Source organism: Alteromonas sp. BMJM2 (assembly GCF_027257845.1).
GTDB lineage: Bacteria > Pseudomonadota > Gammaproteobacteria > Enterobacterales > Alteromonadaceae > Alteromonas.
Genome location: NZ_JAPVOT010000022.1, coordinates 42,299 through 58,815, shown reverse-complemented (window position 1 = coordinate 58,815; position 16,517 = coordinate 42,299). Strand labels below are relative to the sequence as shown.

General features: G+C 45.0%; 14 protein-coding genes. 5 read left to right on the top strand and 9 right to left on the bottom strand.

The window, feature by feature from the left end; genetic code table 11:
- Positions 1–442, top strand: a 442-nt coding sequence (locus O9X84_RS17130; RefSeq protein ID WP_269520897.1) for an IS3 family transposase, incomplete at its 5' end; no start/stop codon positions are given.
- A gap of 68 nt (positions 443–510) precedes the next feature.
- Here O9X84_RS17130 and O9X84_RS17125 read toward each other — a convergent pair.
- Together O9X84_RS17125 and O9X84_RS17120 are read right to left on the bottom strand one after the other, a co-directional pair.
- Positions 511–2,553, bottom strand: coding sequence for an NADPH-dependent 2,4-dienoyl-CoA reductase (locus tag O9X84_RS17125; RefSeq protein WP_269520896.1), 2,043 nt, complete (start codon positions 2,551–2,553; stop codon positions 511–513).
- Between the two features lie 54 nt (positions 2,554–2,607).
- Positions 2,608–3,447, bottom strand: a complete 840-nt coding sequence (locus O9X84_RS17120) for a crotonase/enoyl-CoA hydratase family protein (protein WP_269520895.1) — start codon at positions 3,445–3,447, stop codon at positions 2,608–2,610.
- Between the two features lie 276 nt (positions 3,448–3,723).
- On the opposite strand from O9X84_RS17120, the gene O9X84_RS17115 reads away from it, so the two are divergent.
- Entirely contained in the window at positions 3,724–4,419 is a 696-nt protein-coding gene (locus tag O9X84_RS17115) for a TetR/AcrR family transcriptional regulator (RefSeq protein WP_269520894.1), read from the top strand.
- A 41-nt stretch (positions 4,420–4,460) separates the two neighbouring features.
- Here the strand turns inward: O9X84_RS17115 and O9X84_RS17110 are convergent, their stop codons facing one another.
- A complete protein-coding gene (locus tag O9X84_RS17110) occupies positions 4,461–6,110 on the bottom strand; it encodes a GMC family oxidoreductase (RefSeq protein WP_269520893.1) in 1,650 nt (549 codons plus the stop codon).
- A gap of 233 nt (positions 6,111–6,343) precedes the next feature.
- Between O9X84_RS17110 and O9X84_RS17105 the strand changes: the two genes are divergently transcribed.
- Positions 6,344–7,096 carry a DUF1439 domain-containing protein gene (locus O9X84_RS17105; protein WP_269520892.1) on the top strand — a complete coding sequence of 251 codons (753 nt, stop codon included), beginning with the start codon at positions 6,344–6,346 and terminating at the stop codon, positions 7,094–7,096.
- A gap of 81 nt (positions 7,097–7,177) precedes the next feature.
- On the opposite strand, the gene O9X84_RS17100 is transcribed toward O9X84_RS17105, so the two are convergent.
- From O9X84_RS17100 to O9X84_RS17090, 3 genes are read right to left on the bottom strand one after another with little or no spacing between them, the layout of a single operon-like run.
- Entirely contained in the window at positions 7,178–8,617 is a 1,440-nt protein-coding gene (locus tag O9X84_RS17100; RefSeq protein ID WP_269520890.1) for a wax ester/triacylglycerol synthase domain-containing protein, read from the bottom strand.
- On the bottom strand, positions 8,617–9,294 hold the full coding sequence (locus O9X84_RS17095; RefSeq protein WP_269520888.1) for a TetR/AcrR family transcriptional regulator: 678 nt from the start codon (positions 9,292–9,294) through the stop codon (positions 8,617–8,619). The genes O9X84_RS17100 and O9X84_RS17095 overlap by 1 nt, the downstream gene beginning before the upstream one ends.
- Positions 9,295–9,309: 15 nt before the next feature.
- Positions 9,310–10,518 (bottom strand): DUF445 domain-containing protein, encoded by a 1,209-nt coding sequence (locus O9X84_RS17090; protein WP_269520887.1) that lies wholly within the window; start codon positions 10,516–10,518, stop codon positions 9,310–9,312.
- Positions 10,519–10,768: 250 nt separating this feature from the next.
- Here O9X84_RS17090 and O9X84_RS17085 point away from each other — a divergent pair, with 250 nt between their 5' ends.
- Both O9X84_RS17085 and O9X84_RS17080 read left to right on the top strand, forming a co-directional pair.
- Complete coding sequence (locus O9X84_RS17085; RefSeq protein WP_269520886.1) at positions 10,769–12,238, top strand: DUF3336 domain-containing protein; 1,470 nt, start codon at positions 10,769–10,771, stop codon at positions 12,236–12,238.
- Between the two features lie 59 nt (positions 12,239–12,297).
- Positions 12,298–13,731: a hypothetical protein gene (locus O9X84_RS17080; RefSeq protein WP_269520885.1), complete on the top strand. Its 1,434-nt coding sequence runs from the start codon at positions 12,298–12,300 to the stop codon at positions 13,729–13,731.
- Between the two features lie 158 nt (positions 13,732–13,889).
- Here O9X84_RS17080 and O9X84_RS17075 read toward each other — a convergent pair whose 3' ends face one another.
- The 3 genes from O9X84_RS17075 to fadR all read right to left on the bottom strand — a co-directional run bounded on the left by O9X84_RS17075 (position 13,890) and on the right by fadR (position 16,146).
- Positions 13,890–14,738 (bottom strand): hypothetical protein, encoded by an 849-nt coding sequence (locus tag O9X84_RS17075; RefSeq protein ID WP_269520884.1) that lies wholly within the window; start codon positions 14,736–14,738, stop codon positions 13,890–13,892.
- Positions 14,739–14,863: 125 nt separating this feature from the next.
- Positions 14,864–15,223: a phasin-related domain-containing protein gene (locus tag O9X84_RS17070; protein WP_269520883.1), complete on the bottom strand. Its 360-nt coding sequence runs from the start codon at positions 15,221–15,223 to the stop codon at positions 14,864–14,866.
- Positions 15,224–15,435: 212 nt separating this feature from the next.
- Positions 15,436–16,146, bottom strand: coding sequence for a fatty acid metabolism transcriptional regulator FadR (fadR, locus tag O9X84_RS17065; RefSeq protein ID WP_269520882.1), 711 nt, complete (start codon positions 16,144–16,146; stop codon positions 15,436–15,438).
- Positions 16,147–16,517 lie beyond the last annotated feature (371 nt).

Below are 16,517 nucleotides of genomic sequence, written 5' to 3'. Positions count from 1 at the left end.
CCAGAAAGTATACCTGTCGCCGGTAATCGACCTGTTTAACCAAGAAGTGGTCAGCTATGAGGTGCGAACATCTGTCACGTTGCCCTTAGTCACTGACATGCTTAAAACCGCAACAGCAAAGCTGCTGGAGCATGAGAGACCACTCATACACTCAGACCAAGGTTGGCAATATCAAAATAAACGATACCAACAACACCTGACAGAACATGGGCTGCTACAGAGTATGTCCAGAAAAGGAAACTGCTTAGACAATGCCGTTGCAGAGAACTTCTTCGGCATATTAAAGACTGAGATGTATCACAATGAAACGTTCAAAGACGCAAATGAACTCATTGAAAACATCAAAGAATACATCGACTATTACAACAACGAACGCATTAAGCTAAAACTAAAAGGCCTGAGTCCGATACAATATCGAAATCAGGCCTTGGTTGCCGCTTAGAAATGAGTCCAACTTAATGGGGTCACTTCATTATGGCTCCTTTTTTTATGCTGCAACAAAGGTGATAACTACACCTCAGCGCACACTCTTGTACCTTGGTCGATAGCGCGCTTAGCATCAAGCTCTAAAGCTTCATCTGCACCGCCCACTAAGTGATAAGGCATTTTTAGCCCTTCAACAATATCTCGCAATGGCTCTTGGCCTGCACAAATGATGACATTGTCTACTGGCAATACTTGGGCGTTCCCGTCTACGGTAATGTGCAGGCCTTCATCATCAATTTTGTCGTAAGTAACACCTGGGATCATAGTAACCCCTTTTGCTAACAAGCCTACTCGATGCGCCCAGCCAGTGGTTTTACCTAAGCCACGCCCCACTTTCGACGACTTTCGCTGCAGCAAGAATATTTCACGAGGCGATGGCTCAGGCTGAGGTTTCATTCCTTCAATTCCCGCTCGCGCTGTCATTGTCATATCAATGCCCCACTCTTTCATAAACGCAGGAATATCTAAACTTGGGGTTTCTTTTCCGTGTGAGAGGTACTCTGCAGTATCAAAACCAATACCACCGGCGCCAATAATAGCCACTTTGTTACCTACTGGTTTCTTGTCTCTTAACACATCAAGGTAAGACATCACTTTGCTGTGTTCAATACCCTTAATAGCTGGCATTCTTGGCTTGATACCTGTTGCCACTAGCACATCGTCAAACCCTTCGTCGTTTAGCGTTGAGGCGTCAACACGGGTGTTGAGCTTCAAGGTAATATTGTCGTGTAGCTCTATTTGACGGGCGAAATAACGAAGGGTTTCATAAAACTCTTCTTTGCCAGGAATTTGCTTGGCAATATTAAACTGCCCACCAATTTCACTTGCAGCATCATAAATAACCACGTCGTGGCCTCGTTGGGCTGATGTGACCGCAGCTGCGAGACCCGCAGGCCCAGCGCCTACAACCGCTACTCGCTTTTTGTTGTCAGCAGGTTTTACATTAAGCTCGAGCTCGTGACACGCACGGGGATTCACCAAGCAACTGGTCATTTTGCCGCTAAACACATGATCTAAACAGGCTTGGTTACAACCAATACAGGTATTAATTTCATCCGCTTTATTTTGCTGAGCTTTGCGCACAAAGTCGGGGTCTGCAAGAAATGGGCGCGCCATGGACACCATATCTGCATCGCCACGAGCAAGCACGGTTTCAGCCACATCGGGCGTGTTTATGCGGTTTGATGTAATAAGAGGAATAGACAACTGCTCGCGGAATTTCGCCGACACCCAGGTAAATGCTGCGCGGGGTACTTTAGTGGCAATGGTTGGAATTCGCGCTTCGTGCCACCCTATACCAGTGTTGATAATAGTCGCACCGGCTTTTTCGATTTCTTTACCTAGCTGCACTACTTCGTCGAAGGTAGAGCCGCCTTCCACTAAATCCAGCATAGACAAACGGTAAATAATGATAAAACGCTCACCCACGGCTTCGCGAACCCGGCGAACGACCTCAATTGGCAATCGAATACGGTTTTCGTATTCACCGCCCCATTCATCATCGCGATGGTTAGTTCTGCGGGCAATAAACTGATTTAAAAAGTAGCCTTCAGAGCCCATTATCTCGACGCCATCGTAGCCTGCGCGCTGGGCTTGAGTAGCGGTGGTTATAAAGTCGTTAATCTGCTTTTCAATTTCGTCCGCTTCAAGAGCTTTAGGCTTATACGGATTAATGGGTGCCTGCACCGCTGAAGGCGCAACCAGTTTAGGACCATACGCATAGCGACCGGTATGCAGAATTTGCATACAAATTTTGCCACCTGCAATATGTACTGCATCGGTCACTTCTTTATGGTTTTTAATGGCTTCATCAGTATCAAGGCGAACCGTAGATGGATGGGTTGAACCCTCTTCATTTGGCCCGATGCCGCCGGTTACGATAAGTCCTACACCGCCACGAGCACGCTCACCGTAAAATGCAGCCATGCGTTTGTGACCATCCGGAAGCTCTTCTAAGCCGGTATGCATTGAGCCCATGATCACGCGGTTCTTTAATTGGGTAAAGCCTAAATCGAGAGGACGAAATAGGTGAGGATATACTGTATGGTCGGTAACGGTCTGGTTCATAGTCTATTCCTGAAATTAGAGTCGTAATGATGTTGTTATCAGTGCCTGCTGAAACTACGATTTCATTTGTTTTACAGCGCCATGTAGCGGCGGAAATTCTGGTTGTTGCTGCGCTTTCTGTGATTCCATCGCAGTAAATACGTCTTCCATATGAAACATGCCAGCTTGCCATGTCGCCATATAATCTAGGCTTTCTGAAACACTGTGCTCGACAGCATAGTTGATCATGGTTTTGGTGCCCGATACCGCGAGGGGTGAATTCGCCGCTATCTGCTGAGCCACTTTAGAGACAGCCTCAAGCATTGCGTCTTGGCTTTCGAAAACCTCATTCACGAAACCCAGCTGCTGCGCTTCTTTCGCACCAAAGTTTCTGCCCGTATACGCAAGCTCTTTAACCATGCCAATGGGAATTAGCTTAGGCAGTCGCTGAAGGGTACCTACATCGGCAGTCATACCAAGCTGTGTTTCTTTGATTGAAAAGAAGGCGTCGTTAGTACAATAGCGCATATCACACGCACTCAATAAGTCTACCGCACCGCCAATGGCGCCGCCTTGCACAGCACCTATCACTGGCATACGGGCTTCTTCAATAGCGGTAAAGCTGTCTTGCAGCATTTTTACTGTGCGTCGCATGCGCTCTGCACGACGAGAAGGATCGCCTTTAAAATCTTCCTTCATGTTCAAGAACACCGCTAAGTCCATACCGGCAGAAAAATGCTTGCCTGTTGACGACACTATAATGACCCGCGCTTTGGCCTCGTCATCGATGGCACGAACGGCCGCGGGGAACTCGGTCCAAAACGCCGGGTTCATGCTATTCATCGCCTCAGGACGATTAAGTACAACATGTGCAATCAGCCCTTCGTATTTAACTTCTAGCGTAGAGTATTTCATGGTTTGCGGTGTCTCCATGGTGAAAATCCTATTAACATTTTTGCAAACTAGACAGCGTCAAGATAAAAGGCTATGTTGACGGTGTCAAGATAAAGTAGCCTTTTTAGAAAACTATCGAGTAAAATGGCGAATGCCGCGAGGCGGTTCATATCTCTGTATGAGTGATCACGAGATATTTGATATCACGAAAGAGTAAAAACCCGCAGGCAGCAAAAACCGAATACACATTAAATAGAGAGTGCAAATAGAAGGTGCGTAGAGAATGAGACTACAGCGATGAGTGCAGTAAATGTGACGGATACGAGGGAGGCAGTGGTTACTTCAGCAACAGATACAGCGGTAAATACAATTTCAAATGCAGTATCAAATCCGGCCCAATCCTATCATCACGGAGACCTTCGAACTGCCCTTTTAAACGCGGCGGCAAAGCGCTTATCCGAACATGGGGTAGATAGTTTGTCTTTACGCAAGCTTGCTGAAGATGCAGGCGTATCTCGTACTGCGCCCTATCATCATTTTAAAGATAAAAGCGCACTGCTTAGCGCCATTGCCGCAAAGGGCTTTAGCGATTGGCACTCAACAGCAAAACGCATATTTGAACAAGAAGAAAAAACACCCAGTGCACGCTTTAGAGAGTTCGTTTGTGAATATGTAGGCTATGCGGCAGCTAACCCTGAAATGTATGAGCTTATGTTTGGCCGCACCCTTTGGCAAAACAATGCGGCCACCAGCGACTTAAAAGACGTGGCCTTTCCCTGTTTCCAGTTTCAAGTAACGATGACTAAGTTTTGGCAAAACAAGGGTTTGCTGCCGGACAATCAAGACGCTCTGCGATTAGCACAAGTTACCTGGGGCACACTTCACGGCATAGCACGCCTGCTGATAGATGGTATTTATGCAGACAGCAGCCACATTCAAGAGATGTGTGACTGTGCCGCAGATTTATTTATGCAGGCGTCGAACAAAGCCTAAAGCGCAGGGGCGCTTTATTACACAGAACCCTATACCTAACCCTACGCCGACGCAGTTTGAATGGGTATTGGCTGCCCTTCATGAGTGGCTTTAATAAAGTCGGCTGCTCGCTCTGCAATCATAACTGTAGGTGCGTTAGTGTTACCGCCAATGAGACTTGGCATGACCGACGCATCGACTACTCGTAATCCTTCAATTCCTCTTACTTTTAACTGGGAATCTACCACGGCCAACTCATCGGATTCGCTACCCATTTTACAGGTCCCTATTGGGTGATAGATAGTTTCAGCACGCTCTCGCAAAAACTCCAAAATTTCTTCGTCAGTTTGTGCCTCAACACCTGGATATAGCTCACTTCCCTTAAACTTTTCGAAATCGGGAGCAGCAAGTAATTTTCTGGCCATTCTTACCCCGTCAATCATCACCTGCTGATCTTCCACCGCACTGAGGTAGTTCGGATCGATGAGCGCATGGTCTGCGGGGTGATTGCTTTGTAGTGATACCGTACCGCGACTTTTAGGGTAAAGGCAGCATACGTGCAGCCCGTAACCATAACCGAAGGCAACTTGTCTGCCGTGATCGTTAAGAATAGCAGGTAAAAAGTGAAGCTGAATATCAGGGTATTCACCTGCATTTGACGAGCGTAAAAAACCACCCGCTTCAGCAATATTAGAAGAAAAAATGCCGTCGCGCTTAAGGGCATATTCTGCCGTTGCTTTAACGTACTTAGGCAATGCACCTGCGGCAACTGCATACCCTTCACGAGCTTCACAAGTAAACTGCACTATTGCATCGAGATGGTCCTGCAGATTTTGGCCCACACCAGGTAAATCTTGGTGCACGTAAATACCTTTCTCTTCCAACTCATGGCGAGGACCAATACCTGAGAGCATTAGCAACTGCGGTGAATTAATTGCACCGCCGCACAAGATCACTTCACTTTTGGCAAAATACGTGGCAACAGAGCCCTTTTCTCTTACCTGCACCCCCACTGCGCGTTTGTCTTTTAACACAACTTTTTCAGCAGCCACTTTGGTGAGCACAGTGAGATTATTACGGTGTTTTGCTTGTGATAAATAGCCTTTCGCCGTAGAGCAACGTTGCCCGTTAACCTGAGTAACGTGGTAATAGCCTATACCCTCGCGTTGGTCGCGATTAAAGTCATCCACTTGCTGGTAGCCGCCGTGTGAGGCTGCGCCAACAAAAGCATCGGAAAGCACGCTAGTATGACGAAGCTTACTCACATTAAGTGGGCCACCTGTGCCATGATACTCATCAGCCCCCTCTTCAAAGTTTTCAGCACGTTTGAAGTAAGGCAGTACTTCGTCAAAGGACCACCCCACCGCGCCTTCCTCAAACGCCCAGCGATCGTAATCTTCGGCTTGGCCTCGTATGTAGCACATGGCGTTTACAGAGCTGCTGCCGCCGAGAGTTTTCCCCCGCGGCCAGAAGAGTTCTCGGTCGTACATCTCTTTTTGCGGTGCAGTGTGATACCCCCAACCAATGCCCTCGAAACGACTTAACAAGGAAATGCCAAAGGGAATGTGGATCATAGGGTTGGTGTCTTTTGCGCCCGCTTCGATAAGTAAAATATCAAGGGCCGGATTTTCAGACAATCGAGTCGCTAATACCGCTCCCGCAGAGCCTCCTCCTACAATGATGTAGTCGTACTTACCTTGTATTTCACTCATAGTCACTGCTCCAAAAACGGGATGGGTAAAACGCTACGCGTCTATCTTTGTATTCCGCACCGCTCTATTTATTAATGCTCTATTTATTAACGCTCTAATTGTTAACAAAAGGTTGTGGTAAGACCAGATTAGCAAATTAGCCGTGCTTCGGGAAAGTTTTATGTTGTAACTTTCACAAAACATAATAGTCTTGAAGTATTCTCAGTGTTAATACAAGGGCCTACACCGTCGCTATGCCTCTCTCTTCGCCGTCAATCGACAGTCAACCATCGCGTATGCCGCTTAAAGATAGGTGTAAGCTACTCATTGCTAGACTGCTTATCAAACTCGGTAAACTGCGCTTTGATGACTTCACAAAAGAAGAACTTCACGAGTTAATAGCCGACCTCTTCCCCCACCGTTTTCCACTTAATATTCCTATTGGTACTGGCTCGGTCAACGTTCAGGAGGGCGAAATAACCTTCGATAATGAAAATAATAAACTGGTGCTTCAGAGTCTTGCCACTATGAATATCGACGTGGCTAATAACACATTGTATCGAGCGCACCTTGTAGTTGTATCAAGCGCAACGCCCCAATACGATGAAATAAGTAAAACCGTATTACTCACCCACGTCAATATCGACACCATCACACTGGTCAATGATAATTACGCGCTGATACAAGACTCTCGTTACCTGTTAAATAAATTCTTTCCGCAGGGCATTAATAATTTAGTGACATCGTCACTGCGTTCGGCAATGTCTCTGTTTACCGTTGGCACGTCAGATGTGGCTGCTGAATATTTAAAGCTCTATTTATCAGGCTCTAAACAAGCGGTATTGGACTATCACAAACCGCAAATTAACCAGGCCATTCAAAGTGAGCTTAATACCGCTAATCTGAGTCATACCATGCGCGAGTCACATTGGCGCGAGGCCCTGTTTGCACGAGTTGGCAAAAGCGTGCGCGTAGAAGACGACCGACTTCGCTTTTATCTCGTCTAGCGAAATAATTAATCAACATAGCGCTCAATCAAAATAATCCTGCGCTCAATCTACATACCCTGGTGCTAAATCAAGAAAGCCCTAATGGTCAGTCACTATAGAAAGCGGCACTTTATCGATGTGCTCACCAATATCATCAATGTTTAATCTAGGGTCGTCCACACTTGCCTCTAGCATATCAAAGGCTTCTTTCACATAAAGAGCTAGTGGCTGCAGGGACTCTACGTTTTTATTGCAGCAAACCAGACCCACGTTGGCGGTGTCGGCATAGGTCATAAAAGTGATGTTCACCCCGCCCCCCGGTGTCATTGTTGATATGGGGTAACAGGCAAGTAACTTGGCATCTTTTAAATATCGCGTTTCTCTAGGACCCGGCACATTAGAAATAAGTATATTGGCAATGGGCTTTACCACGTTTGATAAGCGCAGCCACTCAAAAACTAATGCCATCGATTGAATAACAATCGTGTAGCCACTAAACGCAGCCGGGCGAGCGTGCTGAGCCGCGTGCTTCACTATGCGATGATTAACGACTATCTGTCTTAACCTAAGATAAGGATCGTTCTCGCCATGGGCGAGCTTAACTGGAACAATCGCAATTTTATTACCGGTGATTTTTTCACCCGGTTTGCGAAGGTTAATAGGCATATTGGTGTACAGCGCCTTTTTAAACACCTGGCCATGCTCTTTAAGCAGTTTGTGTACACCAATATCAAATGCACACAATAACACTTCGTTTGCAGTAGATCGGGTACGCCGTGCTAGTGCTTTTACCCGCTTAAAATCTAAATCGACAGTAGCCACTGCCCTTCCCGCTTTTACCTGTCCGGTAAGCATGGTTTTAGTACCGGTGAACGGCACCGGCATATAGTGCGGGTTCACTCTAAGCAGCTTCATAAAGATTCGGACAAAAATAACCAGCAAATCAAATACGGTTTTAAGAGCATATCCCACGCCAACGAGACGTTTTACTAGACTGATCGGATCCCGCTTTTTATTTTTAAGCCGCTTAGTTGCCCAAATGGGCGTAAATTTGCCGTCGGTAGAGTGTGGGACATAGCCCGCTTGGAACCAGCGAACTAACGTGGTGCCATCGCCATACATGTGATGTACGCGCGCATAAATGGCAAAGGTGTCGCTAATCTCATCAAAAATAAAATGGTATTGCCAAAGGGGCTTGTCGGGGTCTAAACGGGAGGCGTGAAGACGGGCGACAAAGGCGTCGAGGGCTTCTCTGTTTTGCACATTTGCTACCCGGTGAATTTGCACATGGTAATCCATATGTAGCTTTTTCACCGGTTTAAACCCAATGGGGTATCCAAGGAAGGTTTTCACTGCGCAACTAAAAGGCAAAGTGGCCCGGGTGTAGCTTTTTATCTCATTAAACAGTGTCGGTACGTAAGTTTTTTTGTCGGCGTCTTCAGGGAGCGCTAGTAGCTGCAAACACGCCACGTGCTTTGGGTTTTCATCCGATTCCGTTATCCAGAACGATTTGTCTAAGAAACTAAGGGTTTTTGACATTATTTATCCCCGTTAACGGCGTAAAGTGGTGATTCGCTTTTTATACTATTCGCAAACTCGTGGGAATTGAGTATGGCCACTAGCTTTGCCTTTTCACCTTCATTCATAGCAAGTCGCGGAAGAATACTTACCATCATGAGCGATAAAGCATGAAAGCGTTGCGTCTCATCATCCATATGACTGTTTAATTCATCGAACTGACAAGACTGAGTAATGATGAGCAGTATAAGCTCGACCAATAACACGCGATCGGCGTCGGTAGCAATCAGCACCTTCTGCTTGACTAACGATTCGAATAAAAATGTGATTTGACGTTTAAGATTGGCCAAAATATGCTGCCGACGCTTCACTATCTGTGGGTATTTCTCTGCCAAATCAGCGGGGCTTTTATATAAAAAATGAAATACGTGAATGCTATCAACAAGCAAATACAGGTAGTACATTATGTCTTCTGCACTTAAGGTATCGAGCTTGTCTTGGGTCAGCAAGGCCTGCATTTGCTGTTCGTGCATTTTCATCAGCGCCACCACGATGCTTTCTTTACCCTTAAAGTGATAGTAAAGGTTGCCAGGGCTTATATCGAGCTCGATGGCAATATCGACACTCGTGACGGAGTTTTCTCCGTGCTCATTAAACATAGCCAAGGCAGTGAGCAAGATACGCTGTGCTGTTTTCATTGCGCTAAGCGCTCCTTACATAAACACCAAATAAAGCTGCATAAAGCCGGCGGCCATACCTAGTAACGCGCCGGTTAATATCAATTTCCACTCATCTTGCTGGTACGCTGGGCGCAGTACACCCTCGAATTCTTCTGCACTTAGCGCCTGCATTCTCAAGCTTAAGTCTTGGCCTATTTGCATTGCGCCATTAGCGTAATCGTAGGCATAAAGCAGGTATTTTTCCGAGTTATCAAAAATTTGCTGCACTGCTAAAGCTTTCATTTTGTGATAGTTCTCTGACCCTACCCCAAGTGCAAAATAAGGCTGTGCAATGGCCACATAGCGCTCAATAGCGTCGTTAACATGCAGCTCAATAAGCTCGAGTAACTGCGCCGACCCAGAGCCGTGTAAAATGATATTGGTGATATTTTTAGGCGTAATCAGCTTCTCTTCTATAATCGACGAGTACACCTCAGACACTTCTTTTTGACGTTTTAAAAACATGCCTTGAACCACAAAGGGGCCAATTTTTCGGGGCCGCTTGGGCTCAAAGATAATTTTAATGGCTATCCAGTTTGTGGCATACCCCACTAGCAAGCCTCCTAAGGGTAAAATCCACCATGCTTGGTAGAAGTGCCACAGCAGCATGGTGGGTAGTCCAAAGAGAAAACCAAAATACAGCCCAGAACGCACGATAAAAGGAAACTCTTTACTGCCTGCTGTGAGAAAAATTTCGTTAATCAATTCTGGTGAATTAACCAGTTGCTCAACAACGAGTTCTTTAATATCAAGAATTTCAGACACGTTGTGCTGAAAATCATCCACCATTTTATGCACAACATTCGGAATGTCGTTTTCAATGCGCTGGTAAACTAAATTCTTTCCTTGAACCGGCAGTGCTGCCCACATTTGAGGCGCTGACTCGGCCATAACATCGTTAACTACTTTGCGAATAACTTGGCTAAGTCTGCGTTCAATAGCTTTGGTGAGTTCATCGGGGTCGAGCCGTTGAGCAAGCTCCTCCACGCTCAGTAGCTTACCTAAAACAAGCTCAACTTCTATTTCTGCCATTTGCCGACGTTTAGCCGGAATGAGACCCTGCCAGCCCAGAAAAGGCTTAATGCCCACAAACTCGATGGGGTAAAACATCATCTTAACTGCAAGATAATTTGTCGCCCAACCAACTACTGCACTTATCAGTGGTATTGATAGCAAGCTAAGGGTTTGAATATTCCAGTCCATACAGCGAACAAACGTTCCAATTTATTATTCTACTACTCAGGCTACTGAGTGCTTATGATTTGGTCAACGTAAAAAATGTAATTAGACGTAATTGTTGATAGAAAACAAATTTTCACACCCAATGCCTACGCGATGTTACTAAGTTACGCTAAATAACGCGATTTATACCCAACCTTAGGTAGTGAATTCTAATTTTGATATCTACTATGACATTAGGCGTTTTGTCTTTGGAATAAATAAGGTGGTTGCCATGACAGCATTCGATTTACCGTTAAAAAAGCTTGAACGTGATATTAAACACGCAAGTAACTACGACGAATATGAAGCTGCTTGTCTGGCTCACGATGCAATGTCTGGCGCTGACGACTGGAAAGCAAAGGATGAGAGTGAAGACTACGACTACAAACTTATTCAAAAACGGGTGCAACGCCTTCAAATTGCAAGAGGAAGAGGCGATATCCATGCTCTAATGTCCATATTGCATGAGGGACTGCATGGAAACTTGGGCAATATTGCTAATCCAGCCTTACAAGCTCACTGCAAAATAGGTACAAAAAAGCTCATTGAACAATTTATTGATGAGGTTTTTTTAACGCTTGAGCAGATTGTGAATGCCAATGAAGACGACGTGGACTTTTATGAAAAGCTCTCGTTTTTTGAAGAAACTGCCCACGCTTTCGGGCGCAGCTGCCTTATGCTGTCTGGCGGTGCAGGGCTTGGTTTCTTTCACGCAGGCGTTGTAAAGTCGTTAAATCAAAGACGACTGTTACCCACCGTTATATCTGGTGCCTCTGCAGGTTCCATTATTGGCGCTATGCTCGCCACCCGAACCCACGATGAACTTGAAGAATCCTTAGATTCAAAGCGAATTTACGAAATGTTTAAGCACTGGCGTACTTTCGCAGGGGTTAATAAAGGCAGCTTGTTTGATAGCTCCATGCTGGAAAATGCACTGATTGAGTTATTCGACTTAACGACGTTTGAAGAAGCGTTTAAGAAAACGGGCCGACACGTTACTATTACGGTGTCGCCGGCGGATTTACATCAGCACTCTCGCTTACTGAATGCAAAAACATCGCCCAATGCTATTATCAGCCAAGCCGTAAGAGCGTCGTGTGCGGTGCCTATCGTATTTAGCCCCGTGCAGCTAAAAGCGAAAACACCATCGGGCGAGATTGTACCCTACATTCCAAATCGTCGGTTTGCAGATGGCTCGTTAATGGCCGATTTACCGTTTAAACGATTGGCCAGGCTTTATGGGGTTAATCACAGCATTGTGAGCCAAACCAACCCACTAGCAGTTCCTTTTATCTCATCCAGAAGAATTGATGCACATTCTCTGTGGGACATGACAACTCGTCACATCGGTCAGCTGGCGAAATCAAACAGCGTATTCGCTATTGATATGATTGAAAAAATGGTGGGCAATAAGAGTGCTAAACTTGCTATTCACAAAGTAAGGTCGATAATTGATCAGCAATATGTCGGCGATATTAATATTTTGCCGAAGCGTCAATTGAGCAATATTTCAAAGGTATTGGCTAATCCAACGCTAGAAAGCATGGATGAACTAATGACTAGCGGAGAGCAAGCGTCTTGGCCGCAACTCCATGTAATAGAAAGAAATACCAAAATAAGCGAGAAACTGCGTTATCATTTAGCGCAATTAAAGAAACGAGAAGCGGTGGAGCTTCGACATCTTGCACATCACACGCCATAACGCGAGTATGTTGTGGCAACTTGTCGTTGGCTAATGCGAGAACAATTTAAAGGATCACGGTGAGTTCACAAAGCCAAAACCCCGACAATATTTACACGCAACAGGTCAAACAATTGCTTTCTTTAGTGTATCCGAAGGAGACCGGGTTCGGCTCTATTTTTGAGGATGCGCGACACTACTTCACGCTAACCACAACATTAGAACAGCACACCACCGATTTAAAAGAACAGCTTGTCAAAATAAAAGATAATAAAAATAAGGAGGTGCTTGCTAGTCAACTTGCGAGACAGATTAAAAATAATAATGAAAAGCTTGAAGAAGAAAGACTCGCTCGCCTAGAGAGACTGGAAGCGGTTTGCGCAAAAGTAATTAAGTTATGCGAGGGAGAAACCTGGGCCGAGACTCAGCAGCTAAGTGCCAAGTTTCTAGGAACATTAATGCTACTTACCCGCGGTGCCGAGGGTAACTTCGCAACAGTACACCAACGCTATAAGCCCATATACAAAGCCGTTCTTACACTAAGGCTGGCTGATCGCTTGTTAGACCACGATACGATAGCCCATTCTTATTTGTCGAAATACCGTGAAGCGGTTTCGCGCTTTCGAAACGATCAATATTGGAAAGACAAGTGGAAAACGGAGCTGGGTGTGCCGCTAATCGCCGCAGCTCTACTTCAAGATATTGGTTTGCAAAGCCCTGCGGCACTGACCATTTTGAAAGGTAAAGATGGCCATTTAGACGAGTTTAGATTGCTTGATGCAGAGCAGCGCAAAAACTTGTTAAAAATTAACTATCACTTTTCTATGAAGTATTTATCTGACGGTTTGGGCATTCCAAAATACACTGGAAATATTAGAGAAGAAAGAGACCGCTTTATTAAAGCCCACACTGAGGCATCTGAATTTCTTCAGCAACTGGTAAAAGACGCCTTCTTATCAAAAACTGGGCTAGGAGAGCTAGTAAAAATACCACAGATTTATGTGTCTATTGTGCTATCTACCAAGGCAGATTATACCCGCCTAGATTTGCCGAAAGGCTACTTGCTTATAGAGCAACTGGCGAAAAAAGGGAGTTTGAACAAACATTTGGCGCAAGATTTTATGAATCTAGTCGGGTATTTCCCACAAGGTTTTGGTGTTGCCTTTATTCCGAGAAATGAAAGAGGCGAGGAAAAAAACCAGTTTGAATACGCCATCGTAACGGGGCTCAATCCAGCTAAACCCGCCGAGCCAATTTGTAAAGTAGTGACGCGAAATCAAAACTTTGTGACCAGCGGCGCTCAAGAAGTGATAGAAAAGAGTAGAAACCTATACTTTCCTGCCAATAGAAAAAAACTAATGCGGTTAGGCGAAGCAAGACTCAGTGAAATAATGAGCCAGTTATCGAGTAACTTCTCACAAGAATCATTAGATGATTTAGTGCCAAGTTTCTGGGAGCCTCACGACTTTTTTGGCTTTAAAAAGCACCAAAACATTTGGGCAAAAAATACGTAAGATTATATCTTATGAGTAATGTTGCGATTAATGGTCTCATGCCCTAGATAAAAATATAGGCAAAAAAAAGCAAACCGAAAGGTTTGCTTTTTTGTTTGATTCAACCGCTCGCTAAAGTGAGTAATAATTGGCTTGCTATGGCTACGCTAAAAACTCGCTCAGTCGTTTTTCTTATCGGTGGTGCTCACCGATATGGTTGCGCTCGCGGCTTTATCAGGAGTCGCAACCTCTGCTTCTGACTCTTTCGTCTTTGCTACAGGTTTAGACGCAGTTGCCTTAGCTGATGTTTTAGACGCAGTCGCCTTAGCCGATGTTTTAGGCGCAGTCGCCTTAGCCGATGTTTTAGGCGCAGTCGTTTTCGATGCAGTCGTTTTGGCTGATGGTTTAGTTGCAGTCGCTTTTACGGTAGCCGACGCAGTAGTTTTGCCTTGGCTTGCTTTTGAAGCCGCAGGGCCTGCAGTTTTTGTTGTTGAGGCTTTGGCAGCTGCTTTGGAAGCTGCTTTAGGTGCTGTTTTAGCAGGCGCTCTTTTAGGCGTCGCTTTTTTCTCAGCCTGCTTTACCGCTTCTTTAGCTGCCTCCTTAGCCGCAAGGAGTGCCACTTGCTCTACTAACGCATCTACCTTGGCGGAAAGCTCATCTATTTGCTGCGCTTTGCGCTGCTGCTTTTGTCCGCCAGAAAGCACCGAATACACTGATGAAGATTTCACTAAATTCTGAGCCGCATCAAGAAATACAAAAGGGCTCAACGAGCGTCTTAAATCAGCCTCAACTTCAATGCCCTTCGACTGCATCTCTTGCAATGTTTCGCTGGTCTTATCAATTTGCTTGCTCACTAAGCCTGCTACTTGGTCCAACTCGGCAGTAAGCATTTCTGCCCCAGCATAAAACCAACCAAAAATAGGCGAAGACTTTAATGATGTCGTGATGGAGCCTTGCGATGTAGTCGGCGCTTTTACTTCGGCGCTAACCACAACGGTCTGTTTTGACTGTGTAGAATTGTTACTCATGACGCCTCCTTTTGAAGGAGATAAAGATGGCGTAGCTTTTATTTGCCATTAGGCTTTTCCCACTACACCACCTATCTTTAACCTTATGGTTGCTGCACTAACAGGTTACTGCAGCACAACGGGTGTTATTTATTTGCAGCTAACTTAGCAACCGCTTCAGTTAACGCATCAATTTTTGCAGATAGCTCGTCGATACGTTGATCTGCTGGCTCTGCATCTAACCCCAGCTTTTTACGAACATCAGCAACGCGGTGTTCAACTTCATTGGTTGTTGATTTAAATTTACTGCGTGCATCGTCTTCTAAGGTTTCGCCTTTTGACACAAGCTCATCAAACATTTTGTTCGCTTCTTCACTTAGCTTGTCGTAACGGCCTTGCGCTTCATCAACGCTTTTTCCATAAGCGCCAAGACCTGCTAACCAAATTTTACGCGCCATTTCTTCAGCGTCATTAATTTTGCCTTTGATAGTATCTTTAGTAGTCATTTTGAGCTCCTATGAGTGCTTAATTGGGGTGTGACTAAACACCATGACTAAACTCTACGCTTTACAATTAGAAACCGCATACTAAAAACAAAATTAACGTAAAAAAAACGCCCTTCGGTGAAAATACTCTTATTGGGCAAGGTTTCCCTGCACAGAGTAATTTTACCGAAAGGCGTTTTATCGAACACGTAAAACCCAATAAGAATAGCTAGCTAGTCAACTAAGTCTTTTGGCATATCGTTTCGTATTTCCTGCCACATTTTTCCACTTTCTATGCCGTAGTTTCTTACTACATTTGGCACGCGGTCGTGGTCGCCACTCTCTGCAACTTCAAGCAAATCTGCATAATACTTCATGGCGATGTCGCGAGCGTCTTGGTGGGCAAAGAAATACCCGCCTATACGCGAATACAAACCGCGAAACCCGTTCATCATTAGCACGAATACATTATTATTAGATGCAAGGGCTAAGTCGTGAGTCATCTGATAATCGAACTGCGCAAAGGCAAGGCCCTCTTGCTCTACGTCTTTGTATCGCGCAATAATATCTGCAGATGCTTGCGCGTTGTGACGAATAGCACCTCTAATAAATACTGCACTTAAGTTTGTGCGTGCTGCGAGCAGATTATCAACTAGCTCAGGAATGCCTTCTTGATCGAGTCGAGCAAGGGTTTCTAGAATGTTTAAACCGCACGTTTCCCAAAAGTTATTCACTTTGGTTGGTTTGCCATGCTGAATAGTTAACCATCCATCTCTAGCGAGTCGTTGAAGCACTTCTCGTAGCGTAGTTCGGGTAACACCAATTAGCTCAGATAACTCTCTTTCTGCCGGTAAAATAGTACCTGGCGGAAAGCGGCCGCTCCAAATTGATTCCACAATGTATTCTTCGGCGAATCCAGCGGGACTCTGCGCCTTATATATCATAACTAATCGCCTGCACGGTTACATAAGATCATAAAATTTAACAACTGATTGTACCAGATGGTTGCATATTTACACAATGAAATATACCTCAACAATGCTAGCTAGACGCGATTCCTTTTTAATTTTGCTCTCAAAGCTGTCTTGTGAATATATTTTTTGTTCACAAAATGCTCACATTTCTTTGCATTTTTAAAAGATTGGTAATTATCAAAAAAAAATCGCAGTTTTTCAGTATCTTTCGTCACCAGATGCCCGTGAATTGCTTTCTCAACACGTTAATATCATGTACGCTTAAATCCCGACTATAATAACTGCGGTAAAACTGTTTTTACGATGAGTGCGACTGCTCATCGACAGATTTGTAACGCGAT